Source organism: Pseudomonas fungipugnans (assembly GCF_029955235.1).
GTDB lineage: Bacteria > Pseudomonadota > Gammaproteobacteria > Pseudomonadales > Pseudomonadaceae > Aquipseudomonas > Aquipseudomonas fungipugnans.
Genome location: NZ_JARBWL010000001.1, coordinates 1,914,445 through 1,939,555 on the forward strand (window position 1 = coordinate 1,914,445; position 25,111 = coordinate 1,939,555).

The following is a 25,111-nucleotide window of genomic DNA, read 5'->3' on the forward strand; positions in this document are numbered from 1 at the left end:
GAGGATTTAAACCATGAGCAACGTCGACCACGCCGAGATCGCCAAATTCGAAGCCCTGGCTCACCGCTGGTGGGACCGCGAAAGCGAGTTCAAACCGCTGCACGACATCAACCCGTTGCGGGTCAACTGGATTGACGAGCGAGTCAATCTGGCCGGCAAGAAAGTCCTCGACGTCGGTTGCGGCGGCGGCATTCTCAGCGAAGCCATGGCCCAGCGTGGCGCTACCGTGATGGGCATCGACATGGGCGAAGCGCCATTGGCGGTCGCCCAGTTGCATCAACTGGAATCCGGCGTCAGCGTCGAATACCGGCAGATCACCGCCGAAGACCTGGCCGAAGAAATGCCCGAGCAGTTCGATGTGGTCACCTGCCTGGAAATGCTTGAGCACGTACCGGACCCCTCTTCGGTGATCCGCGCCTGTTTCCGCATGGTCAAGCCCGGCGGCCAGGTGTTCTTCTCGACCATCAACCGCAATCCGAAGGCGTATCTGTTCGCTATCATCGGCGCCGAATACATCATGAAGCTGCTGCCGCGCGGCACCCATGACTTCAAGAAATTCATCCGCCCGTCCGAACTCGGTGCCTGGAGCCGCATGGCCGGCCTGACCGTCAAGGACATCATCGGCCTGACCTACAACCCACTGACCAAGCACTACAAGCTGGCGGCGGACGTTGACGTCAACTACATGATCCAGACCCTGCGCGAGGAATAAGCCGATGCGAATCAGAGCAGTCCTTTTCGACATGGACGGCACCCTGCTCGACACCGCGCCGGACTTCATCGCCATCTGCCAGGCGATGCGCGCTGATCGTGGCCTGGCGCCGATGAACGACCAGCACATCCGCGACGAAATCTCCGGTGGCGCCAAGGCCATGGTTGCCGTGACGTTTTCCATGGACCCGGAATCGCCAGGCTTCGAGGAACTGCGCCTGGAGTTTCTGGAGCGCTATCTGGCCGGCTGCGCGGTACACAGCAAACTGTTCGACGGCATGGGCGAACTGCTGGCCGACATCGAGAAGGCCAATCTGATCTGGGGTGTGGTTACCAACAAGCCCTTGCGCTTTGCCGAGCCGATCATGCAGCAGCTTGGATTGGCCGAGCGTTCGGCGTTGCTGATCTGCCCCGATCATGTGAAAAACAGCAAACCGGACCCGGAACCGCTGATCCTGGCGTGCAAGATGCTCGACCTGGACCCGGCCAGTGTGCTGTTTGTCGGTGATGACTTGCGCGATATCGAGTCGGGCCGCGATGCCGGCACCAAGACCGCCGCCGTAACCTATGGCTACATTCACCCGCAAGACAACCCGCGGCATTGGGGAGCGGATGTGGTGGTGGATCACCCGCTGGAACTGCGCAAGGTGCTGGATAACGCGCTGTGTAGCTGCTGACCTGACTGCCTGAGGAACCATCTGTGGCGAGGGGGCTTGCCCCCGATCGACTGCGAAACAGTCGTAAACCGGTGAATACGGTGTTGCTGGGAGAATGCCAGGGAGCGCTTCGCACTCCGACGGGGGCAAGCCCCCCTCGCCACAACAGCGCCCTCGCCACAGGTGCGACGCCTGCCTACTGTTGAATTGTGTGAGGTTTTTAATGTTTGATTATTCCGCTCGCCCTGAACTGCTCAAGGACCGGGTCATCCTGGTCACCGGCGCTGGCCGTGGCATCGGTGCGGCCGCCGCCAAAACCTACGCAGCCCATGGCGCCACGGTACTGCTGCTGGGCAAGACCGAAGCCAACCTGACGCAGGTCTACGACGAAATCGAAGCCGCCGGCCACCCACAGCCAGCCGTGATTCCGTTCAACCTGGAAACTGCCCTGCCCCATCAATACGATGAGCTGGCGGCCATGATCGAAACCGAATTCGGCCACCTCGACGGCTTGCTGCACAACGCGTCGATCATTGGCCCCCGCACGCCGATCGAACAGCTGTCCGGCGAAAATTTCATGCGCGTGATGCACGTCAACGTCAACGCGATGTTCATGCTCACCAGCACCCTGCTGCCATTGCTCAAGCTGTCCCGGGACGCTTCGGTGGTGTTCACCTCCAGCAGTGTCGGACGCAAGGGCCGGGCCTACTGGGGCGCCTATGGTGTGTCGAAGTTCGCTACCGAAGGCCTGATGCAAACCCTGGCCGACGAAGTCGACAGCGTCGCCCCGGTGCGTTCCAACAGCATCAACCCGGGCGCCACCCGTACCAGCATGCGTGCACAGGCTTATCCGGCGGAAAACCCGCAGAACAATCCGACACCCGAGGAGATCATGCCGGTCTACCTTTACCTGATGGGACCGGACAGTACCGGCATCAACGGCCAGGCATTCAACGCCCAGTAACAGCCGTGCGTCGCTTTTGTGCCGTGGCAGATTACCGTCGCGGCACACAAAGTTGCTCGCCATGAGCGCTTTCCAAGTCAAAAAGTTGCCGCACCATCCGACATCCCGCCGCACAGAGCATCTCAAGTAAATGATTTGAAACGTTTTTTATCCGAATGAACTGAATGGCACGACTTTCGCTCTAATTTTGCTCAGACACGCAGTGTGAAAGCAGACAGGGCGCCGCTTGGGCCGACAGGTTACTAATCTTCGGTAAAGCGGATTAAACTCAGGCCACATGTCCTACGGGACTGATGGACCAGTATGACGCGCAGCCCAAAGCCGCTCTCACCCAGCCTGTAAGACAGCCTTACTGCTTTAGGGGCTCACGCCATATGAAATCACCTTCCCAGACCAACGCAATTGACTTCGATAGCGCAAAATTGCAACGCCTGGGCTTTGGTCAGCAGCCACCCCTTCTGGAGCGACCCGTCAGTCTTGCGCAATTGCGTCAGCGGCTGGGTCTGCAACTGCAGACCAGTCTTGAGCCGCAACGCATTCTCGGACTGTTTTTTCGCGACATTCAGCGACTTGTCCCCCTCGATGCCCTGAGCTACCAGCACAAGGCCAGCGATTTGCGCCTGGAATTCGGTCAGCGCGGCCATCATTCGGTCAGCTACAGCCTCAGCCACGAAGGCGAGCCGCTGGGTGATCTGGTGTTTCGGCGCAATCAACGCTTCAGCGAAGTGGAACTGGGCAACCTCGAATCACTGCTGTCGGCGCTGCTGTACCCGATGCGCAATGCACTGCTCTACCGAGCCGCGACCCAAAGCGCCCTGCGCGATCCGTTGACGGACACCGGCAATCGCATCGCCATGGACCAGACCCTGCAACGTGAAATCGAGATGTCGCGTCGGCACCTGCAACCGTTGTCGCTGCTGATGCTGGACATCGACCACTTCAAACTGATCAACGACAACCACGGCCACAGCGCTGGCGATGAAGTGCTCAAGGCCGTTGCCGCCTCGATCAAGGGGCAATTGCGTAACGTCGACATGGTGTTCCGGTTTGGTGGGGAAGAGTTTCTGATCCTGCTGTCCAACACCACTCGGGAAGCGGCGGCCATGGTGGGCGAACGCCTGCGGTTTGCCGCCCAGACCCAGGACTATCATGCTGATGGCCAATTGATCGAACTGACGGTCAGCCTGGGCTGCTCGACCCTGCTGCCCGGCGAATCCGCCGAAAGCCTGTTGCGACGCGCCGACAGCGCGCTGTATGTGGCCAAGCGTGAAGGGCGAAATCGGCTGGCGATGGCGGGTTGAGTATCAAGTGACACCACACATCAATGCGGGAGCGGGCTTGCTCGCGAAGAGGGAGTGTCAGTGGGCATCCAAGCCACTGACCCACCGCATTCGCGAACAAGCCCGCTCCCGCATTTACGTTGTGTTGCCTTGCGATCAGCTTTGCGCCAGCGCCATCCGCTCACGCGCTACCGGCGCCCGTTGCGCATGCTCAAGTTGCATGCAACGCTCCAGGAACAGGAACATGTAGTCATAGCTCTTGCACACGGCCTGGCGCAATTCCGCTTGCAGAGACTTGCTCGGATTCAGGCCCGCCAGGGTACAAATGATTTCCAGCGCTTCCCACGGATGGGCATCGTCGTACTGGGCATGCATCTTCAGCCACTTCATGGCTCGCTTGCGATCTTCCTCCGGGAAAGCTGCCGCGTAGACGCCGCTTGAACAAACCAATGCCGACCACTCCCCGGTCGCGCCTTCAATGGCGTAGTTGGTCGCTGCGATGGCAACGATCAGCGAGTCCGCCGAACTGGTATGCCAGCACCAATGACTCAAGGCATGAAGCTCAGGGGCGACCTGTTGTGCCTGCAGATCTTCTAGGCTGACACCGTGAGCACGGCTCCAGTGCACCCAGTAATCGGCATGGTTAAGTTCGACACGAATGTTGCGCATCAACCAGCGACGCGCCATGTCTTCGCCAGGGTGACGGGCAAAGCGGGTCTTGGTCAGGTTTTGTGCCATATATAACGCGAACTGCTCGACCACCGGCCAGCCACCAATCAGGTACTGACGCATGGTCCGGGCGCTGAGTTTGTTATCTCGCATGCGCTGATACAGTTCGTGTTCGACAACCCGGCGCTTACTCGCGCTGCAGTCCTGGATGAGCTGTTGAGCCCAGGCCGGGTAACTTGCAGCTTCCATGAGTGGTCCGGTTCGGTTGAATGTGTCGATCACTGTTCGGCTCCTTATGATTTGTGATTGTAACGATCAACAAGAGATTTCAGCGGAACGTGCCAGGTGCCTTGAATAACAGCGGCTGCGGTCTCGCGGGCCGACATTGCAAACTGTCGCAGGTCAGCAATTGCGGGCGTTCTATTACGTACCCTTGAGCGTAATCCACCCCGATTTCGAGCAATGCCTGCTCGATCTGCGGTGTTTCAACGAACTCGGCAATCGTGCGCTTACCCATGACATGGCCGATGTGATTGATCACCTCGACCATCGCGCGGTTAATCGGGTCGTCCAGCATATCCTTTACGAAACTTCCGTCGATCTTCAGGAAGTCTACAGGTAAATGTTTCAAGTAAGCGAATGAAGACATTCCGGCACAAAAGTCATCTAACGAAAAGTGGCAACCTAAACCTTTGAGATCATTAATAAATCTGATTGCGCTGCCTAAATTTGCAATAGCGCTGGTTTCTGTAATTTCAAAACAAATCATTTCAGGCGGAATAGAGTAAGTAACAAACTGTTGATGCAAGAAGTCCAGAAACGCCTCATCTCCGATAGTTATACCTGACAGATTAATCGCACACATGGCCAATGGGCCTTTATGCTCTTCGGCAATACATTGGGCAATGACCTTGAAGACGTTTTGCACGACCCACCGGTCCAGGGAGGTCATCAGGCCATAACGCTCGGCGGCGGGGATAAAGCTGTCAGGCAAAATCATGCGCCCCGCCTCGTCATGCAATCGCAGCAATATCTCGATATGTCCTGCGCCCTGCTCGACATGGCCCAGCGGAGCGATTTCCTGGGCGTACAGGCAGAAGCGGTTCTCTTCCAGCGCCATGTGCAGGCGTTGCACCCAAGCCATCTCACCAAAGCGCAGGGACAACTCCGAGTCGTCGGCGTGATAGACCTGAACCCGGTTGCGGCCCTTTTCCTTGGCCATGTAGCAAGCCATGTCAGCCGCACGCAGTGAGGCTTCAAGGGTGGTCGGTGTCTGTGCCACATGCACCAGGCCGATACTCACGGTGGTCAGAAACGGTCGGCCCTTCCACACGAAATGCAGGTTCTGCACGGTCTGGCGAAGCACTTCGGCGATTTTCTCCGCAGCTTCAGGCGCACAACTTTCCAGCAGAATACCGAACTCGTCGCCGCCCAGCCTGGCGAGGGTGTCGCCTTCGCGCAGGCCCGATTGCAGCAACGCGCAGATATGGCGCAACAATTCATCGCCAGCAGCATGGCCACAGGTGTCATTGACCAATTTGAACTGGTCCAGGTCAAGGAACATCAGGGAGTGGCGCCCAGGCGAGCGTGTCAGATTATGCAGCGCCTGCTCCAGGCGGTATTCAAACTCGCGGCGGTTGGCCAGCCCGGTCAAGGCATCGTGGGTGGCCTGCCAGGACAGATTGGCGATGTATTGCCGCTCCTGGGTCATGTCGTGCAGCACCAGCACCGTGCCACTGACTTTGCCGGCATGACGGATCGGCGAGCCTACCAGCGTGACCGACACTGTGCTGCCATCAAGACGCTGGATCAGTTTGGAGTGCTCGCTGCCGCCACTGAGCTGACCGCTCAGGATGTGTTCGATCAAGGTAAAACCGTCGGCCTGGGCGTTCTCATCCAGCAGATTGAACAGCGCCGCCAGCGGCAACCCGATGGCCTGCTCGGCTTTCCAGTGCGTCAGGGCTTCGGCGGCCGGGTTCATATAGGCGATTGCGCCTTCGACATCGGTGGTAATCACCCCGTCGCCAATCGATTGCAGCGTGATCTGCGCCCGGTCCTTTTCAAGCTGCAGGGCCTCGGCAAAGGCATGACGCTGCTTGAGCAATTTGTGGGTGCGCAGCAACGCCAGCACGATCAGCCCCAGCGCAGTCGCCAGGTTCGTCACCAGCAACAGCCGCAGGATCACCCGCGAGCCCTCGCCCAAGGCATCGCTGAACGCTCTGGCAGCCGGAGTCACCCCGTCGTTGATGGCGAAAATCTCGGATTTCCAGCGTTTGATATCGGCGTCGTCAGCCTGATTATCGAGTACGCCCCGGTGCATCTCCTGCGCCACGTTATCGAGCTGCACCAGATAGGCGTCGCCAACCCGCCAGCGATCAATGGCTTTTTCCAGATAACTGAAATGCCGAAAATTGAGGTACAGCCAGATCAGGCTGGAGACGTCATCAGGATGGTTGCCGCCCTTGAGAATGCCCCGCCGTGCCGCGTCCAGGTCCGGTGGCTGCTGGTCGAGGGCAAGCCGCAATTCATGGCCCCCCTGGGGCACCGAGATTGCATTGCGGTACTTGAGGAAAATCTGCTCGTCGCGACTGTCGGCATACAGATTGAGGTAATAGATGGCGTCTTTCTGGCCTTTGGACCACAGGCTTTCACCGGCTACATAGCCGCGAACCGCCGACAGCACATAGAGGCTGACGCCGCCCAGCAACGCTTGAAACAGCACGACGGCGATAAACGGCCAGACGATGCCCAACAACCGTGGCGTTCCGAGAGTCCGTTTTGGCTTCATGGGGTCCCTTGCATAGGCACTGCCTGATTGTCGTCAAGAGCCGACCTACCAAGACTAGGAGGCGTTTAGGCTCCCGGCAAGGCGGCGCGGTACGACAATACCGATATGTAGCACCATGATGCACATTGAAGCCATGAATTTGACACTTCATTCACGTCTAAAATGGAGAGTGTCCTTTCAGGTGGGAACAGGCCTGCTCGCGAAGGCAGCCTCAGCTTCAACAGCAATGTTGACTGACACACCGACTTCGCGAGCAAGCGCGCTCCTGCAGGCTCTGCGTCTGCCAACCTATAGTTGCTGCAAATGCCCATACAGCCGGGCGTACAAACCGCCCTCGGCAATCAGTTGCTGATGGTCGCCATCTTCGGCAATACGCCCACCGTCGAATACCAGCACGCGGTCGGCCTGCTTCACCGCCGACAGCCGATGGGCAATGATCAGGGTAGTACGCTCGCTGAGGAACTTCGCCAATGCCTGATGCAGGTTGTATTCGGTGGCGGCGTCCAGCGCGGAGGTGGCTTCATCGAGAATCACCACCTTCGGCTCGGCAAGCACCATCCGCGCAATGGCCAGACGCTGACGCTGGCCGCCGGAAAGGCGTACACCAGAACGGCCAACGATACTGTCCAGGCCTTGGGGCAAGGCGCGGACAGTGCCGTCGAGCTGAGCGATTTCCAGCGCCTTCCAGCATGCATCGTCGCTGCGTTCGCGGCCCATGGTCAGGTTGGCCCGCACCGTGTCATTGAACAGCGCCGGGTGTTGCAGCACCACGGCGACATTTTCGCGCACGGTTTCCAGACCAATCTCCTGCTGGGTCGAACCGCCGAAGCGGATGGTTCCGGCCAACGGCGTGTACAAGCCCAGCAGCAATTGCACCAAGGTGCTTTTACCGCCGCCGCTGGCACCAACAATCGCGACTTTTTCACCGGGGGCAATGGACAGGTTCATCTGGTTCAACACCAGCTCATCGCCGTAGCTGAAACTCAGCCCCTGAATATCGATACCAACGGTGTTGCGCCCCACAAACGGATCGACGCCACCGGGGTATTGCGGCTCATCGGCACGGGCCAGCAACTCGTTGATTCGCGACAACGCGCCACCGGCGGCATAGAAGGCGTATTGCAGGTTCAGCAGCTGTTCCACCGGGCCGATCATGAACCACAGGTAGCTGAACACCGCGAGCATCTGGCCGATGGACAGGTCGGAGAACAACACGGTGAGCATGGCCGCGGCGCGAAAAATATCGATACCGAACTGAAACAGCAAACCACTGGCGCGGTTCGACGCATCGGTTTTCCACTGGGAATTGATCGCGTAATCGCGCACTTCCCGGGCGCGCTGACCGAGCCGCCCGAGGAAAAAACCCTGCCGGTTACCGGCGCGCACTTCCTGAATCGACTCCAGGGTTTCGGTCAATGCCTGCGTGAAGCGCGAGGTGCTGTCGTTCTCGAGCTTTTTCAGGTGCTTGACCCGCTTGCCCAACTGCACCGTGGCGTAGATCACCAGCGGATTGAACAGCATGATCAGCAGCGCCAGTTTCCAGTGCATCCAGAACAGAATGCTCGCGGTGCCGACCAGCGTCAGCATCGCCACCAGGAAACGACTGAGGGTCTCGCCGACAAACTTGTCCAGGGTGTCCAGGTCGGTGACCAGGTGCGTGGTCACCGTGCCGCTGCCCAGGCTTTCGTATTCGCCCAGGGAAATACGCTTGAGCCGTTCGATCAGCCGCACACGAATGCGATAAACGATGTCCTTGGCCAGCGCCGCAAACAACTTCGCCTGCACCACGTTGAACAGCAACGCCGCGCAGCGCAGGCTGAACGTCACCAGCAACATCAGGCCGATATAACCGGCGGCTTTCTGCCAGACGTCAGGCAGCGCGTGGTTCATGATTTTCAGTGCGCTGTCGCCGTGGCCCAACAGCACTTCGTCCACCAGCAACGGCAGCAGCAACGGAATCGGCACACTGCACAGCGTCGCCAGCACGGCGACGCCATTGGCGATCCACAGGGATTTCTTGTGATGCAGGGCCAGCCGGCGAATTTCCGCCCAGCTCAGGCGATCGACCGGCTTTGCAACAGGTGCTTCATCAAGCGAGTCAGGCACAGGCAGCGCGCTCCAGCCAACGGCCGAGCAGCGGTGACAATTCACTCAAGGGTTGATAACCATTGGTCAGCAGCGCCAGTTGACCATCGCGCTCGGCGAGCAAGGTCGGGAACCCGGCGATACCCAGGTCCTGGACCCAGATGAAATCGGCGGCCGTCGCAGCGTGCATATCGGCACGGTCGAACGCAGCGGCAAACTCGATGCGCGGCAGGCCGGCCTGTTCCGCCAGTTCCACCAACACGCTGGCGTGAGTGACGTCGCGGCCCTGGGCGTAAAACGCGTGCTGGATCAGCCCGAGCAGGGTCCAGGCACAATCCGCCGCCAGACTGCGCGCCGTCACCAACGCGCGACAGGCGGGTTCGGTATCGTAGACAAAGCCGTCGGGCAGTGCGCCTTCAAGCTTGAACGGCTGGCCGGTGGCTTCGGTGACCGCCGCCCAGTGCTCAAGAATATAGCGTCGGGTGGTCGGTTCCAGCGCCGCACCACTACCGGTACGTAAACCGCCCACCACCAGATGCACGTCCACTCCCGCCGCCTGCGCCTGCTCGACCAGCGCTTTGGCGACGGGCGCAAAACCCCAGCACCAGGAACACATCGGGTCCATCACATAAAGCAGGCGGCGAGCAGACATGGTTCAAGCCTCGGAAGGAGTTTGCTTGTAGTTGTAGCCAATCGGGTGCGGCAGGTTGCGCGCCTTGGCCAGCTCGATCTGCTTCTGCCGGTCGATGGCACTGCGGCGGGTTTTCTCGCTCAGCTTATCCCAGCAATGCGGGCAACTGATGCCGGCCACGTAATGCTCGGATGCACGGTCTTCGATGCTGATCGGAGTACGGCAGGCATGGCACTGATCGTAGTCGCCTTCGCTCAGGTCGTGACGCACGGTCACGCGGTTATCGAAGACGAAGCAGTCGCCCTGCCACCTGGTTTCTTCCTGAGGCACCTCTTCGAGGTACTTCAGAATTCCGCCTTTCAAGTGATAAACCTCGTCATAGCCCTGGCTGAGCATATAGCTCGACGCCTTCTCGCAGCGTATGCCGCCCGTGCAGAACATCGCGACTTTCTTGTGCACGGCCGGGTCGAAGTGCTCTTTGATGTAGTCCGGGAATTCGCGAAAACTGGTGGTTTTCGGATCGATGGCGCCTTCGAAGGTGCCGATCGAAACTTCATAGTCGTTACGGGTGTCGATCAGCAGCACTTCAGGGTCGCTGATCAGGGCGTTCCAGTCCTGGGGATCGACATAGGTGCCGACCTGCTTGTTCGGGTCCACGCCCTCGACGCCGAGGGTGACGATTTCTTTCTTGAGTTTGACTTTGGTGCGGTAGAACGGCTGGTCATCGCAATACGACTCTTTATGGTCGATGTCGTCCATGCGCGGGTCGTTCTTGAGCCAGGCCATCAGCCCGTCAATGCCTTCGCGGCTGCCGGAGACGGTGCCGTTGATGCCTTCTTCGGCGATCAGCAGGGTACCTTTGATGCCATTGTCGACCATCGCCTGCAACAGTGGCTCGCGCAGGTCGACGTAGTTTTCCAGGGTGACGAACTTATACAGTGCCGCCACGACAATCTGTTGTGTCATGGGTGATTCTCCAGGTGGCTACCCTCGTAAAGGGTGAACCGGATGCGAAAAAAAACGCGCCGGGTGAGCGGCGCGTTGCGGATTCTAGCAAAAAACGTGTGATTTTAGGACTGCGGGATGCTCTCGTGGCGAGGGAGCTTGCTCCCGCTCGGCTGCGAAGCCGTCGTCATGTAAACGACTGCATTCTTTCAGACGAAACGCTGTCGCAGTTTTTGGGACCGCTTCGCGCCCCCGCGGGAGCAAGCTCCCTCGCCACAACAGCCGTTCAGTTCTGCACTATTTAATGCTTGCTGCCGCCAGCACAGGTCGGCGAGGCCGGGGCCGCGTCGATCTGTGCCCATTCCTCAGGCGTGTAGGTATGCAGCGCCAACGCATGGAATTCACCCATCAGCTCGCCCAGGGTGCCATACACCTTCTGGTGACGCTTGACGCGGTTGAGCCCTTCGAACTGCGCGCTGACCACCACGGCCTTGAAGTGGGTCTGCAACCCACGGCTGTGCATATGGCTTTCATCCAGCACTTGCAGATGCTCGGGCTGCAACAGCCCCAGGGTTGATTCAATGCGTTGTTGCATGGTCATACCGAACTCCGCTTACGGCTTTTTCTTGGCTGGAGCAGCGGCGCCTTTAGGCACCAGCTCGTTGGTCATGTCGTCCAGCAACTTGTTGACCACGGGCACCGCGCTTTCGAGCTTGGCTTGAGTCATCTGAGCCGATTGCTGAGTCAGCTGCGGCATTTTTTCCAGGACTTTCTTGCCCAGTGGCGACTGGTAGAAAGCAACCAGGTCCTTGAGCTCGGATTCGCTGAAGTTGGTGGTATAGAGCTTGACCATGTCAGGCTTGAGCTTGTTCCAGCCAATGGCTTGGTCCAGCGCGGCGTTGGCCTTGGCCTGATAGGTTTCCAGCAGGGCTTTTTTCGATTCAGGGGCTTTGGTCTGTTCAAAGCGCTGAGCGAACATTTGCTGCACTTGTGCGTACACCGGAGTGCCCAATTTGTCAGCGTGCGCCAGGGTCAGGAAAGCTTCGGCACTGGCGTTGTGGCTGGCGGTATCGGCAAAAACCTGGCCGCTGGCGCAAACCAGTGCAACCGCGGTACAGATGGCACGAAGACGAGTCATCGAGTTTCCTTTTCTAGCAGGCGAGGTAAGACCCCAAGGGCGCCCATTCTGCGCCTAAAAAACGCCGTGGCTCAACCCCCCACCCCTGATGGGGCCTGATTTGCAGGCTCAGCGGTCATAAAACACGGCAGATGGAACCACAGCCGTCGATCAGGGCCTAAACTGCCCAATCAGACCAACAGGAGTGTGAGCGATGAGCCGTATCGAAACCGACAGCCTGGGCCAGGTGGAAGTCCCGGATGAAGCGTACTGGGGCGCTCAGACCCAACGTTCGCTGATCAACTTCGCCATCGGCCAGGAACGCATGCCCTTGGCCGTGTTGCACGCCCTGGCGCTGATCAAGAAGGCCGCCGCCCGGGTCAACGACCGTAATGGCGACCTGCCCGCCGACATCGCCCGGCTGATCGAACAAGCCGCCGACGAAGTCCTCGACGGCCAGCATGACGACCAGTTTCCGCTGGTGGTGTGGCAAACCGGCAGTGGCACCCAGAGCAACATGAACGTCAACGAAGTGATCGCAGGGCGCGCCAATGAACTGGCCGGCAATGCCCGTGGCGGCAAGATCCCGGTGCACCCCAACGATCATGTGAATCGCTCCCAGAGCTCCAACGACTGCTTCCCCACCGCCATGCACATCGCTACCGTCCAGGCAGTGCAGCAGCAGTTGTTGCCGGCGATCAGCGAGTTGTCCGGTGGGCTGGCAGAGTTGTCGGCGCGGCACATGAAACTGGTCAAGACCGGTCGCACGCACATGATGGATGCGACGCCGATCACCTTTGGCCAGGAAGTTTCAGCCTATATCGCGCAACTGGATTACGCCGAACGGGCGATCCGCAACGCATTGCCGCAGGTCTGCGAACTGGCCCAGGGCGGCACCGCTGTCGGCACCGGGCTGAATTCACCTCACGGCTTTGGCGAAGCGATTGCCGCCGAGCTGGCCGCGCTGTCGGGCTTGCCGTTCGTCACGGCACCGAACAAGTTTGCCGCCCTCGCCGGCCATGAACCGCTGACCACCCTGTCCGGCGCGCTGAAAACCCTGGCCGTGACCCTGATGAAAATCGCCAATGACCTGCGCCTGCTCGGCTCCGGGCCACGGGCCGGCTTGGCCGAGGTGAAACTGCCGGCCAACGAACCGGGCAGTTCGATCATGCCGGGCAAGGTCAACCCGACCCAGTGCGAGGCATTGTCGATGCTCGCCTGCCAGGTCCTGGGCAATGACGTGGCGATTGGTTTTGCCGCGAGTCAGGGTCACCTGCAACTGAACGTGTTCAAACCGGTGATCATCCACAACCTGCTGCAATCGATCCGTCTGCTGGGCGATGGCTGCAGCAACTTCCAGCAGCACTGCATCGCCGGGCTGGAACCGGATGCGGCGAAAATGGCCGAGCATCTGGAACAGGGTTTGATGCTGGTGACGGCGCTGAACCCGCACATCGGTTACGACAAGTCGGCAGAGATTGCCAAGAAGGCGTATGCCGAAGGGCTGACCTTGCGTGAGGCGGCATTGCAGCTGGGGTATCTGACGGATGAGCAGTTTGATGCCTGGGTGCGGCCAGAGAATATGCTGGAGGCCGGGACAAAGGGCTGAGTTGTGTAGCGCCTGACAGGCCGCCTTCACGAGCAAGCCCGCTTCCACAGTTGACCGGGTTGCAACAGAAAAACCCGGTCACCTGTGGGAGCGAGCCTGCTCGCGAAGAACGATAACGCCATCTCCCACAGAAGCACTCAGTCACCTGTGGGAGCGTGGCTTGCCCGCGAAGAACGATAACGCGGTCTAACCTGCCGTCATCCGAACCCGCCGCGCCCTGAGCCCGGCAATCAACGACGGCCCCAACGCCACCAGTGCCGAGCCGAACACCACCAGCACCGCCCCGCCATAGCCCAGGCCATTGATCGTCTCGGCATGCACATAGTCAGGCCACAACCAGGCCGCCATCGCCACCGCCGCAAACGTCACCAATGGCGTAATCGCCAGGGTCGCACTCACCCGCGACGCCTCCCAATGGGCCAGCGCTTCGGCAAATGCGCCATAGGCAATCAAGGTATTGAGACAGCATCCCAACAGTAGCCAGCCCTGCAGCCGGCTCAATCGCAGCGCCTCCAGCGGATGCACCCATGGCGTCAACAGCAGCGCGCAAAACAGGTAGATCACCATCATCACCTGCAACGAATTCCACACCGTGAGCAATTGCTTCTGGCCCAGCGCATAAAAGGTCCAGACCGTCGACGCGGCCAGCACCATCAGCACCCCGGTGGTGTAGTCGGTCAGGGACGTGAGCAACTCGGCCAGTCGCTGATTGAAAAACAGCGCGAAGCCGATCAACAAAACCAGCAGGCCAATCCCCTGCCCCACGCTGAAGCGCTCCTTGAACACGAACAGGCTGGCGATCAGCAACAGGATCGGGCCCATCTGCACCACCAGTTGTGCGGTGCCAGGGCTCAGCAGGTTCAGGCCCATCAGATACAAAACGTAGTTGCCAACCAGCCCCAGCACCGCCATCAGCACCAGCCAGCCACCCTTGGGACCCAGCACTTTGCGGCTTGGCAGGCGCCGTGTCGCGGCCAGATACAGGAACAGGCAACCGCCCGATACCAGCAAGCGAAACCAGGTGACTGTCACCGGGTCCATCACCAGCAGCACCTGTTTGAGTTTGATCGGCAAAATCCCCCACAGCAGCGCGGTCAGCAGGGCCAGAAACAGACCGTAAACCCAGCGACCCGATGAAATGTGCATGCTGCCCCCAAAGCCAAGTGGCGAGAAAAGCCATTCTAGGCCCGGCGCCGTCACGTACACAGGGACAGTTTCCCGCTGGCGCGAATGAAACGGTGCAGGTCGCACCCTTTAATTGACGCATTGCCGTCGATCAGATCGACAGGCAGCGCAAGTGGTTCAGGCATAAGCTGATTGGATCCGCAGTCCCCCTCAGGAGAACAGCCATGTACGGCATGCGCGCCCGCGACAACGCACCGGCGATCCACTTTCGCAGTGACCGGTTATGTCGGGTCAATGGGCAGTTGTACTTCAGCACTCGGGAAAACACCCTGGAGGGGCCGTTTGATAATCCAGAGCTGGCTGAGCGGGAGATTCAGGCTTATATCGAGCGGATGCAGCTGTTGAGCACGACTCACTGAACCGGGGCGCCGGGATTCGCGAGCAGGCTCGCCCCCAAAAGCATCTGGCATATGGCACAGATCCAAACTGGGAGCGGGCTTGCTCGCGAAAGCTATCGGACAAGCAACACAAATCCCGGAGCCTTAACGCACCGCCTCAAACAACCCCGTAGCCCCCATCCCGCCGCCGACACACATCGTGACGATCCCGTAACGCACGCTGCGCCGTTGCAACTCCCGCACCAGATGCCCTACCTGCCGTGAGCCGGTCATGCCGAACGGGTGGCCAATCGAAATCGAGCCACCATTGACGTTGTACTTATCGTTGTCGATTTCCAGCCGATTGCGGCTGTACAGGCACTGCGACGCAAACGCTTCGTTGAGTTCCCACAAATCGATATCCGCGACCTGCAAGCCCTTGGCCTTGAGCAGTTTGGGCACCGAGAACACCGGACCGATACCCATCTCATCCGGCGCGCACCCGGCCACGGTAAAACCACGGAAGAACGCTTTCGGTTTCAGCCCCAGCGCCAGGGCTTTTTCCAGGCTCATCACCAGCGTCATCGACGCACCGTCCGACAACTGCGACGAGTTGCCCGCCGTCACCGAGCCGTCCTCGGCGAACACCGGCTTCAAACCTGCCAGACTTTGCAGCGTGGTGTCCGGGCGGTTGCAGTCATCGCGCTCAACGATCCCGTCAATGATTTGCACCTGTCCGGTGGCCTTGTCTTCCACTCGGTATTTCACCGCCATCGGCACGATTTCATCATCAAACAAACCGGCCGCCTGAGCCTGTGCGGTGCGCTGCTGGCTTTGCAGCGCATAAATGTCCTGCGCCTCGCGGCTGACGTTGTAACGACGGGCGACGATTTCGGCGGTCTGGCCCATCGGGAAGTAGATGCCGGGCACCTGCTCTTTCAGCAGCGGGTTGATCAGGTTGTCAGTGTTGACGCTTTTCATGGTCAGGCTGATGGATTCGACGCCACCGGCAACAATGATCTCGCTGCAACCCGAGGCAATCTGGTTGGCGGCGATGGCAATGGCCTGCAAGCCCGAGGAGCAGAAGCGATTGAGGGTCATACCCGCCGTGCCGATGCCCAGACGGGACAACACCGCGACGTTGCGCCCGATGTTGTAGCCCTGGGCGCCTTCGTTGGAGCCGGCACCGACGATGCAATCCTCGACGCTGGCCGGGTCGATGTCGTTGCGCGTCAGCAGCGCATCGACGCAATGGGCCGTCATGTCATCCGGGCGGGTCATATTGAACTTGCCGCGAAAGGACTTGGCCAGGCCGGTCCGCACGCTGTCGACGATCACCACTTCACGCATGGCCTGCCTCATTGTTGTTGTCGGCTGAGAGTGGATCGAGCATAAATCCACTCCGTCGCCGACCGCGACAATCATTCATCCCGCGTATGCGTCGCCATCGGCTCAGTGCTTGTGCTTTTTCGCCTTCTTGTCGGACTTCTCGAACGCCTCTTCCAGCGCCCGATTGATCGTGCGCAAGACCTTGACCCGCGCCCAGCGCTTGTCGTTGGCTTCGACCAGGGTCCAGGGTGAGATCTCGGTGCTGGTGCGATCAACCATGTCGCCCACCGCCCCACGATAAGCGTCCCACTTGTCGCGGTTGCGCCAGTCGTCTTCGGTGATCTTGAAGCGCTTGAAGGGGATCTCTTCCCGGGCCTGGAAACGTTCCAGTTGCGTCTGCTTGTCGATGGCCAGCCAGAACTTGACGACGATGATCCCCGACTGGGAAATCTGCTCTTCGAAGTCGTTGATTTCGCTGTAGGCCCGCAACCAGTCGGCTGGAGGGCAGAAACCCTCGATGCGCTCCACCAGCACCCGGCCGTACCAGGAACGGTCGAATATCGTGAACTTGCCCTTGGCCGGCAGTTGTCGCCAGAACCGCCAGAGGTAGGGCTGGGCTCGCTCGTCTTCAGTGGGGGCGGCAATCGGCACGATGTTGTACTGACGTGGATCGAGCGCCGCCGCGACCCGACGGATCGCCCCGCCCTTGCCCGCCGCATCATTGCCTTCGAACGCGGCCACCAGTGCGTGCCGACGCATGCGCTTGTCGCGCATCAGGCCGGAGAATCGCGCCTGCTCGGTAATCAGCTGTTCTTCGTAGTCGTCCTTGTCCAGGCGCAAGGTCAGATCAAGGCTGTCGAGCAGGTTCATCTGATCAACAGCCTGGGTCGGTAGCGGCGCGGCATTGACCTTGTCGGGATGGAGACTGGACCGCGTCAAAGCATTTTGCAGGCCCTCAAGCAGAATCTTGCCCACCGTCAGACTGCGGTAATGGGCGTCCACGCCTTCGATGACATGCCAGGGCGCGTAATCGCGGCTGGTGCGGCGCAACACGCGCTCGCCGTATTTCACGAACTTGTCGTAGGTTTCGGATTGCTGCCAGTCCAGCGGACTGATGCGCCAGCTGTGCAGTGGGTCATCTGCCAGGGCTTTGAGCCGCGCTTTCATTTGCTTCTTGGAGAGGTGAAACCAGAACTTGAAGATCAGCGCGCCTTCATCGCAGAGCATTTTCTCGAAACGCTCGGACTGGTTGATCGCCTGATCCAGCACCGGGTCCTTGAAGTCGCCATTGACCCGACCTTGCAGCATCTGGCTGTACCAGTTGCCGAAAAAAATCCCCATGCGGCCCTTGGCCGGCAGCATTCGCCAGTAGCGCCAGGCCGGAGGCCGCGCCAGCTCTTCATCGGTCTGCTGATCGAACGTGCGGACCTCGATCAGACGCGGGTCCATCCATTCGTTGAGCAACTTGATCGTCTCGCCCTTGCCGGCGCCTTCGATGCCGTTGATCAGAATGATCACCGGAAAACGCTTCTGCTGCTGCAGTTCGTACTGCGCTTCAAGCAGGGCTTCGCGCAGCGTCGGCACTTCGGCGTCATAGGTTTCTTTGTCGATGGCGTGACCGATTTCGGCGGATTCGAACATGGGCAGCTCCTTCCAGGATTGAGCAAGACTAGCGGATTGGGCAGGTGGTCAGTGCAGAAGTTCGTCACAAAAAACCGGCGGCGAATTTTCCCTGACCGAGTGGCTTCGGACATTGCCATGGATCAAGCACTCAAGCCCCGATCAGATAGAATGCCCGCCTTGCCGTTGCCGAGCCTGCCATGAACCCTGAATTGCCCAACGCCCAGCTCGACTGGGACGACCAAGGTCGCCCGTACTCGCGGGTATTCGATGATGTGTATTTTTCCGACCTCTCGGGGCTGGACGAAACCCGCTATGTGTTCATCGAACAGAATCGTCTGAAAGAGCGCTTCGCCGCGTTGCCCGCCGATGGGCGACTGGTGATTGGCGAGACCGGTTTCGGCACCGGGCTGAATTTCCTTTGCGCCTGGCAATTGTTTGAAGAGCAGGCCGTGACCGGTGCCCGATTGCATTTTGTCAGCGTGGAAAAATACCCGCTGACCGCCCCGGACCTGAAACGCGCGCTGGCGTTATGGCCAGAACTCAAGCCGTTCGCCGATCAGTTAATGGCGCAGTACGTGGCGATTCATCAGGGTTTTCAACGGCTGGTGCTGGATAACGGACGAGTCACCCTGACCTTGCTGATCGGTGATGCGCTGGAACAGTTGCCGCAGCTGGACGCACAGATCGATGCCTGGTTTCTGGACGGCTTCGCCCCGGCGAAAAACCCCGACATGTGGACCGCCGAGCTGTTTGCCGAACTGGCGCGCCTGGCAGCGCCTGGCTCGACCATCAGCACCTTCACCAGCACCGGCTGGGTACGCCGCTTGCTGAATGCGGCGGGCTTCAAGATGAAACGCACGCCGGGCATCGGCCATAAATGGGAAATCCTGCGCGGTGCTTTTGTCGGCTGGCCTGCCGAGGTGGCCGCACCTGCGCCCGCCAAGCCCTGGTTCGCGCGCCCCGCACAACCGCAAGGCGAACGCCGCGCACTGGTGATCGGCGCCGGTCTGGCCGGTTGTGCCAGCGCTGCCAGTCTGGCGGCTCGGGGCTGGCAGGTGAGTTTGCTGGAGCGCCATGCCGACATCGCCCAGGAAGCATCGGGCAATCCTCAAGGGGTGCTGTATCTGAAGCTGTCGGCGCACGGCACGGCGTTGTCACAGCTGATTGTCAGCGGTTTCGGCCATACCCGGCGGGCGCTCGAACACCTTCATCGTGGCGTCGACTGGGACGGCTGCGGGGTGCTGCAACTGGCCTTCAATGCCAAGGAAGCCGAGCGTCAGGCGCAACTGGCCGCAGCGTTTCCCGCCGACCTGCTGCACCGGCTGGATCAGCCGCAAGCCCAGGCCCGGGCCGGCATCGCGCTGGCCCATGGCGGATTGTTTTACCCCGAAGGTGGCTGGGTTCATCCGCCCGCGCTGTGCCGCTGGCAGGCAACGCACCCTAATGTGCAATTGCTGACCCACCGCGAGGTGCTGGCGCTGCGCAAGGTCGATGACCAGTGGCAGGCGTGGGACGGCGACACCTTGCTGGCCAGCGCGCCGGTGGTGGTGCTGGCCGGCGCGGCTGAGATCAAACGCTTCGCCCAGAGTGCCGAGCTGCCGCTCAAACGCATTCGCGGGCAAATCACCCGGCTGGCGCAAACCACCGAAAGCCAGAGCCTGGCCACCGTCGTCTGCGCCGAAGGCTATGTGGCGCCCGCACGACTGGGCGAACACACCCTCGGCGCCAGCTTCGATTTCAATAGCGACGACCTGACGCCAACCACCGCCGAGCATCTGGGCAACCTGCAATTGCTGGAAGAAATTTCCACCGACCTGGTCACCCGCCTGCACGCCGGACAACTGGACGCCGAACAGCTGCAAGGCCGCGCGGCGTTCCGTTGCACCAGCCCGGACTACCTGCCCATCGTCGGCCCACTGGCCGATGGCGAGGCGTTCAATCAGGCCTATGCCGCCCTCGGCAAAGACGCCCGGCAAGTGCCAGACGTTGTGTGCCCATGGCTCGACGGTTTGTACGTCAACAGCGGTCACGGCTCACGCGGCTTGATCACCGCGCCGCTGTCCGGCGAGTTGTTGGCCGCCTGGCTGGAGAATGAACCGCTGCCCTTGCCGCGCAGTGTGGCCGAGGCGTGTCACCCGAACCGCTTTGCCTTGCGCCGGTTGATTCGCGGAAGCTGAACCCGTCAGGATTCAGGAACGGCACATACCCCCAGGTCGACCAGCTTGATGGCGTCCTGGGTCAGCTTCTCCAGCACCGTTTTCTCGGCTGCGGCCTGCTCACTGTTGAGGGCATCGATCTGCTGCCGGTAATCAACATCCTTCAAACTCTCGGCCTGATCGAACACACTTTGCAGGCGGACCTGAAGAGGGTCATTGACCTTGGCAAACTGGCGTGGGTAGTGGCTTTTCAAGTAGTCCGCCCAATAGGGCCACTGCACCATGAACTTCAGCAGCTCGGAAGACAACTCGGCTGTTTTCACCACATGCTGTGCCGTAGCCAGATCTGCCGCCGCCACGCCACTCAGGGAAGCGAACCGCATATGTCGAGGTTGCCCTGGCAGGTCAAACGTATCGGCCAGGCCGGTTCGATAGGCCAGACTCACTTCAAGCGGATCCACCGTCGGATTCTTCTGGATGTGTGACTGCGCGACCTTGTCCAGTTGGTCAAGCCGGAACAGCCCTCTGCCCAGCTTCAAAAGTGGGGCCGCTGACTGCGCAGACCTCGAAGTACCGACAACCTTGTCGACCGCTACTGCCACTTCCAGATGACTGAAATTCATTGCCGCCGAGTCGGTGCAATTGATCGGGCTGGCCGCCAGGTCGAATAGCTGCTCACGCAGCGCACCATGGCCCTCGGTAGCCTCCAGTATCGACCAGACTCGGGTGGTCATGTCTTCACGCACATACTGGGAATCTGCGGTATTACCCACTTCGGCCAACAACTGAAACAGGCCCTCGGAGCGAGGATCATCCTTGAGCGTCGCCCAAATGGGGCCACGTCGGGGGAACGTCACGCTAACGTCTTCAGGCAGCCAGAGCTTTTTGGCTTCCTGTTCATTCATCCGCGCAATGTCGTCTTCAAGAAAACCCATGCCGACCCCTGTACGGTCGCGATAGCTCTTGAGCTTGATACGGCTGATGGTGTCCAGAGGATTGGTTCGCAGATTGACCACCTCACTGAAACGCTTGGGAACGAAGAACAACCATTCAGGCAAGGCCGTTATCTCGTTATTACGCAAATCCACATGATCCAGGTTAGGCAGACGGTTAAGCCCTTTGGGCAGCTCCGTGGCCCGGGTGTCACGCAACGACAACATACGCAGGTCGAACATCTTGCTCAGATCCGGCGTCGCCCCGAGTCGGTTGTTGCTTAGATTCAACGACGTCAGCGTGCGCATCGAAGCCAGCTTCGCCAACGTATGTTCCGTCAGTACCAATTGGTTGTCCTTGAAGCTCAAATGCTTGAGCTTCGGCATCAACGAAAGCACCTCGGGCAGCGTCTTCAGTTTGTTGTTATCCAGCTCCAGCACCTCCAGTGCCTTGAAGTGTTTGAGGAAATAGGCCAAGTCATCAGCTTGCTCCATGCCTTTGAGGGAAAGATGCTTTATATGACTGAAGTCCAGGTCCTGCGCCAGCGTCGGCAGCTTGCCAACGCGCATGCCGTCCAGCCTGATCCCGGGCACGCCGATGCCCCGCTCGTCACGAAGAACCACCAGACGCCGCCAACTGTTCACGATGGCATCGGCCACTTGCCGGCGACTGTGTTGATACTCGCCGAGGTTGCCAGCCAGCTTGCGCATTTCGACGTTATCGCTGCACCAGACCTTGAGCAATTCACGCAGCTTTTCAAGTTGGCGCTGACGCTGCTGTATCGCAGTGGCTCGGGTGAGGTGATCCGTGCCTAAACCGTCGAGCAAGGTATCAATCTCTGTTTCACTCATCAGCGGGTAAAGCTTTCTGGTTTTACGCAACAGGGCAGAGGCATGTCTGGACGACGGTGCCGCGGGATCTGCCTGTACACAGGAAACCGGCTCCGGCGTATCGACCACCGGCTCACCGGCCAATATCCGGGCAGTCATCTGACGCTCTTCTGTGGCGCGGGCCAGCAATTGGCTGCGTAAACGCCAGGCATCCTCCGGCAATAAAATGCCACGCCCCATGGCCGTTCGCTGTGCCTGAGGCAGCGCTTGCACAATCGTTGCGTACAACGCATCCGGGCCCTTGGCGACCGCAGCCAGAGGGTTGGCATCGCCGTCAAAAGCCTGGTAGCCAGAGGCTGATTGGACGATGGTTCGTTTGAAGGCACTGTCTGGCTTGCCGACACGCTGCAGCACTTCGCCGGTCACCGAGCCCTCACGAACCTCAAGCAACAGCTTGCTGTCCCAACCGCGTAAATGTTCCAGCAAGGAGAGCGCCAATTTGTTTGTCTCAGCGCCGGCGATTTCCGGGAGATAAAATCCGCTTATGGCCTGGTCCAGCCGAATCTGCGCCAAGGCTTTGCGGGCGTTGTATGCCAGCGCCAAGGGGACACGCCTGGTCGTGCGCAACCGCAAGCGTTCGACACTGCTGGCCTGATCAACCAGCTCCTGCGCCATAGCGGTGGGCAGTCGGGGGAATGCCGTTTTGAGGAAGCCCGCATCGCCACCGCTGCCGCTGCCGCTGCCGTGAAATTCATACAAACGGTCAAATAACGGCAATCGATCCGCCTTCACAGACGCCGCAAGTTTTTTGGCGAGCGCCTCGCTTTCCGTTTCGGTGACCGCCTTGTTGACGAGCAAGGTGTCGACTTCACTCTGGTACAAGCTCGCCACCACGGTTTCAAACAACTTGCCTTGTGCCAATTGGGTGACCGAGACATCCACCGCCAGATCCGCGTCGGCGAGCCGAGCCGTCGGCGGGTAAAACGCAGTCACATTCTGCTCGGCATCGAGTACCCGGATGAAACGCCCTTGCGGCCAATCCTTCATCAACGGCAAGGCATGCAATTGTTCTGACAGGTAAGCGGTGCTGCGTGAATCCCCCCGCTCCAGATCCGCGATAAAGTCACGAATACGCTCATCCAGGCGAAAGCGCCGGATCGTGTCCTTCAACCGGGCGTTCAAGACCTGGCCTTCCTCGCTCAACTGATGCAGCTCGGCGATGGAAGTGCCACACACGCTGCGAATCTTCTCCAGCCGGCTGTCCTCCTGCGCTGCAAGGCGCGCGTCCAGACGCTTGAGCGCGTAACTTCCCGTGCGCCATTGCTGCGGTTGCTCGAACGAGAGGCGCCAGCCACCCTCGCCGTTGTGCTCCAGCACCGGAGAAAAGGCATCAGGCCGCAAGGGGTGCCGTACCCGCCACTTTTTCAGCATCGGGTCGTATTGAATCCGGTAGACATCGTCGTCGATCCGGATGTGCGGCTGCCCGTCCACCTGATAAACCCCCTCCCAGTCGGCGGCGTGTCCGCTCAGGGTGCTGAGGGGACGTTTATACGGATCAAGGCCGGATCGCCAGAGCCGGGGTTTGCCATGAGTCACCGCTTCGAACCGGCTGAAAAACTCCGGGTGTTCGCGCACGGTTTTCCTGATCAGCGAGCCGACCACTTTGCCGCCCACTGCAAAGGTCGTCATCAGCGCGATGTTTTCCGCGACGCTGAACAGGTGAGAAAGCGCCTCCTGTTTGTCGCCGTGCTGCCAGTCCTGGACACCGTCATACACTTCGCCCAGCAACATGCCGACACTCACACCGATCATCAACTGCCCCAGCACCGGCACAAAAAAAGCCGCGACGTTGGCAATCGTCAGCCCTTGCTCCAGATAGCGCTCAAGACGTTTCTTGCGAGCTTCCTCATCAATATCGGCGGTCGGCACGGCCAGTACCCGCGCATCGACCTGCATCTTGCCGAGTGAACTCTGAATCATGAACTGGAACAGCGGCAGGGTAATCGGCAGCGCCTTGAAGGTGTCCAGATTACCGGACTGTGCAAACGACTTGGCGAATGCCTGCTTGCGGTCTTCTTCAATCCCGTGGGCAAAGTAGTCCATATAGCCGGTCTTTTTCAGAGCCCCGATCAAGTACGACTTGAACTCGGCGAAGGTGCTGTATTCGTGGAGGGGCCGATCAGGCTCGTTGGGCATGTACACGACACACCACTCAGTGGGCCAGGCCTCGACCGAGCGCCTGGAAAACACCACCACACCCCAAACACAGGTGCTGAACAATTCCATGCCCTGAATGATCAGCGATTCGGTACCGTGAAGTATGCTCTGAACGCCCGCTTCAGCGCCTGTCCCGCTGTGGATATTCAGCAGGAGAAGCGATTTGTAGGCCTCTTGCGTGATGTGTTTTTTCAGATAGGCAAGGTGAGCATCCACCTTCAACTTCATGAGTTTGAGCGACTTGAGGTCATTGCTCAGCGTGCCCGAAGTGGCCGACAGATTGAACACTTCGCTGATATGTGCCTGATAGCGCTTGCCCAGATCAAGTTCACGACAGAACGTGGCAAAGGCCTGCGGGGTGAGCGCCGTCACACCTAGCGGGGCCGAGGCGACTTCAAGGGTGCTGCCTGCCGGAAAGCCGCCCGGCGCACTTTCGTCGGCGGTGAAATTCTGCATCGCCGCCTGTAGCAGGCTGTGCCTTGCCATCAATACTTTTTCGATGCCTTCGACTTCCGTCGACGTTGCTTCGCAATCACAGTCGACGCCGGGAAGCACCAGCACATCGTTGTCGACATCAAAGGCCACCGTCCATTTTTTGGTCAGGGCGGCCGATAATTGGGAGGCACAGAAACCATCCAGCGATTGCAGCGTGTGCATCAGCAGTTCGCACTTTTGCTGGTAGATCAGCAGTGCCTGAATATCGGTATCCAGCGCTGCGAGGACAGGTGAGCCCCCCTTGAGCAGCCAGTCAGGCATTCCCTTTTGCAGCACCTGAGCCTTGTCCAGATCCCCTGTTGCTTCAAGCAGCGCGGCAAGGATTTCGGTTTGACTCAATGAGCGGTTCACAGGCACCGCCGCGTCCATATTCAACATCTGCAATCTTCCTTGTTGCGAGTCAGAGGCCCTTAACCTATCGACTCTCTCTCAGGAAAAAAAACAGGAAATCCCGGTCGGTTCAGCCCTGCTTCAAGCAAGACTTTGCATGTTTGGCATCACTATGTACCGCATGGCTCCCTGCCTTTTGTGCCTGCTCGCTCCATCACCGCCACCGGCCTGCTTATAACCT

General features: G+C 59.7%; 18 protein-coding genes. 7 read left to right on the forward strand and 11 right to left on the reverse strand.

The features are described from left to right. Nucleotides 1–13 precede the first annotated feature (13 nt). The 4 genes from ubiG (at nucleotide 14) to POF45_RS07570 (ending at nucleotide 3,632) form a co-directional block, all read left to right on the forward strand. Nucleotides 14–712, forward strand: a complete 699-nt coding sequence (gene ubiG, locus POF45_RS07555; protein ID WP_259495549.1) for a bifunctional 2-polyprenyl-6-hydroxyphenol methylase/3-demethylubiquinol 3-O-methyltransferase UbiG — start codon at nucleotides 14–16, stop codon at nucleotides 710–712. A gap of 4 nt (nucleotides 713–716) precedes the next feature. Beyond that, on the forward strand, nucleotides 717–1,388 hold the full coding sequence (mupP, locus tag POF45_RS07560; protein ID WP_259495550.1) for an N-acetylmuramic acid 6-phosphate phosphatase MupP: 672 nt from the start codon (nucleotides 717–719) through the stop codon (nucleotides 1,386–1,388). A 202-nt stretch (nucleotides 1,389–1,590) separates the two neighbouring features. Then, complete coding sequence (locus POF45_RS07565; protein ID WP_259495552.1) at nucleotides 1,591–2,331, forward strand: YciK family oxidoreductase; 741 nt, start codon at nucleotides 1,591–1,593, stop codon at nucleotides 2,329–2,331. A 374-nt stretch (nucleotides 2,332–2,705) separates the two neighbouring features. Further along, on the forward strand, nucleotides 2,706–3,632 hold the full coding sequence (locus POF45_RS07570; protein WP_259495554.1) for a GGDEF domain-containing protein: 927 nt from the start codon (nucleotides 2,706–2,708) through the stop codon (nucleotides 3,630–3,632). Between the two features lie 135 nt (nucleotides 3,633–3,767). Here the strand turns inward: POF45_RS07570 and POF45_RS07575 are convergent, their stop codons facing one another. The 7 genes from POF45_RS07575 to POF45_RS07605 all read right to left on the reverse strand — a co-directional run bounded on the left by POF45_RS07575 (nucleotide 3,768) and on the right by POF45_RS07605 (nucleotide 11,867). Then, complete coding sequence (locus tag POF45_RS07575) at nucleotides 3,768–4,529, reverse strand: iron-containing redox enzyme family protein (RefSeq protein WP_409077893.1); 762 nt, start codon at nucleotides 4,527–4,529, stop codon at nucleotides 3,768–3,770. Nucleotides 4,530–4,608: 79 nt separating this feature from the next. Further along, nucleotides 4,609–7,068 carry an EAL domain-containing protein gene (locus tag POF45_RS07580; protein WP_259495556.1) on the reverse strand — a complete coding sequence of 820 codons (2,460 nt, stop codon included), beginning with the start codon at nucleotides 7,066–7,068 and terminating at the stop codon, nucleotides 4,609–4,611. Between the two features lie 288 nt (nucleotides 7,069–7,356). Then, nucleotides 7,357–9,174, reverse strand: coding sequence for an ABC transporter ATP-binding protein (locus POF45_RS07585; RefSeq protein WP_282315462.1), 1,818 nt, complete (start codon nucleotides 9,172–9,174; stop codon nucleotides 7,357–7,359). Continuing rightward, the gene (locus POF45_RS07590; RefSeq protein ID WP_282316019.1) at nucleotides 9,167–9,769 is read right to left on the reverse strand and encodes a DsbA family protein; all 603 of its coding nucleotides are present in this window, start codon (nucleotides 9,767–9,769) and stop codon (nucleotides 9,167–9,169) included. Before POF45_RS07590 ends, POF45_RS07585 begins: the two co-directional genes overlap by 8 nt. Nucleotides 9,770–9,808: 39 nt before the next feature. Beyond that, nucleotides 9,809–10,750 carry an oxygen-dependent tRNA uridine(34) hydroxylase TrhO gene (gene trhO, locus POF45_RS07595; protein WP_259495559.1) on the reverse strand — a complete coding sequence of 314 codons (942 nt, stop codon included), beginning with the start codon at nucleotides 10,748–10,750 and terminating at the stop codon, nucleotides 9,809–9,811. Between the two features lie 280 nt (nucleotides 10,751–11,030). Beyond that, on the reverse strand, nucleotides 11,031–11,330 hold the full coding sequence (locus POF45_RS07600) for a BolA family protein (RefSeq protein WP_057713758.1): 300 nt from the start codon (nucleotides 11,328–11,330) through the stop codon (nucleotides 11,031–11,033). A 12-nt stretch (nucleotides 11,331–11,342) separates the two neighbouring features. Then, nucleotides 11,343–11,867: a DUF2059 domain-containing protein gene (locus POF45_RS07605; protein WP_259495560.1), complete on the reverse strand. Its 525-nt coding sequence runs from the start codon at nucleotides 11,865–11,867 to the stop codon at nucleotides 11,343–11,345. Nucleotides 11,868–12,060: 193 nt separating this feature from the next. On the opposite strand from POF45_RS07605, the gene POF45_RS07610 reads away from it, so the two are divergent. Then, a complete protein-coding gene (locus POF45_RS07610; protein ID WP_259495561.1) occupies nucleotides 12,061–13,455 on the forward strand; it encodes a class II fumarate hydratase in 1,395 nt (464 codons plus the stop codon). 186 nt (nucleotides 13,456–13,641) lie between these two features. Here the strand turns inward: POF45_RS07610 and POF45_RS07615 are convergent, their stop codons facing one another. Next, the gene (locus POF45_RS07615) at nucleotides 13,642–14,601 is read right to left on the reverse strand and encodes a DMT family transporter (RefSeq protein WP_259495562.1); all 960 of its coding nucleotides are present in this window, start codon (nucleotides 14,599–14,601) and stop codon (nucleotides 13,642–13,644) included. A 203-nt stretch (nucleotides 14,602–14,804) separates the two neighbouring features. Here POF45_RS07615 and POF45_RS07620 point away from each other — a divergent pair, with 203 nt between their 5' ends. Then, nucleotides 14,805–14,999 carry a DUF6316 family protein gene (locus POF45_RS07620; RefSeq protein ID WP_259495564.1) on the forward strand — a complete coding sequence of 65 codons (195 nt, stop codon included), beginning with the start codon at nucleotides 14,805–14,807 and terminating at the stop codon, nucleotides 14,997–14,999. A gap of 123 nt (nucleotides 15,000–15,122) precedes the next feature. On the opposite strand, the gene POF45_RS07625 is transcribed toward POF45_RS07620, so the two are convergent. Beyond that, complete coding sequence (locus POF45_RS07625; protein WP_282315463.1) at nucleotides 15,123–16,307, reverse strand: thiolase family protein; 1,185 nt, start codon at nucleotides 16,305–16,307, stop codon at nucleotides 15,123–15,125. A 102-nt stretch (nucleotides 16,308–16,409) separates the two neighbouring features. Next, nucleotides 16,410–17,927: a polyphosphate:AMP phosphotransferase gene (gene pap / locus POF45_RS07630; protein ID WP_282315464.1), complete on the reverse strand. Its 1,518-nt coding sequence runs from the start codon at nucleotides 17,925–17,927 to the stop codon at nucleotides 16,410–16,412. 179 nt (nucleotides 17,928–18,106) lie between these two features. Here pap and mnmC point away from each other — a divergent pair, with 179 nt between their 5' ends. Beyond that, nucleotides 18,107–20,086: a bifunctional tRNA (5-methylaminomethyl-2-thiouridine)(34)-methyltransferase MnmC2/FAD-dependent 5-carboxymethylaminomethyl-2-thiouridine(34) oxidoreductase MnmC1 gene (gene mnmC, locus POF45_RS07635; RefSeq protein WP_282315465.1), complete on the forward strand. Its 1,980-nt coding sequence runs from the start codon at nucleotides 18,107–18,109 to the stop codon at nucleotides 20,084–20,086. 5 nt (nucleotides 20,087–20,091) lie between these two features. Here the strand turns inward: mnmC and POF45_RS07640 are convergent, their stop codons facing one another. Beyond that, complete coding sequence (locus POF45_RS07640) at nucleotides 20,092–24,918, reverse strand: NEL-type E3 ubiquitin ligase domain-containing protein (RefSeq protein ID WP_282315466.1); 4,827 nt, start codon at nucleotides 24,916–24,918, stop codon at nucleotides 20,092–20,094. Nucleotides 24,919–25,111: the final 193 nt, after the last annotated feature.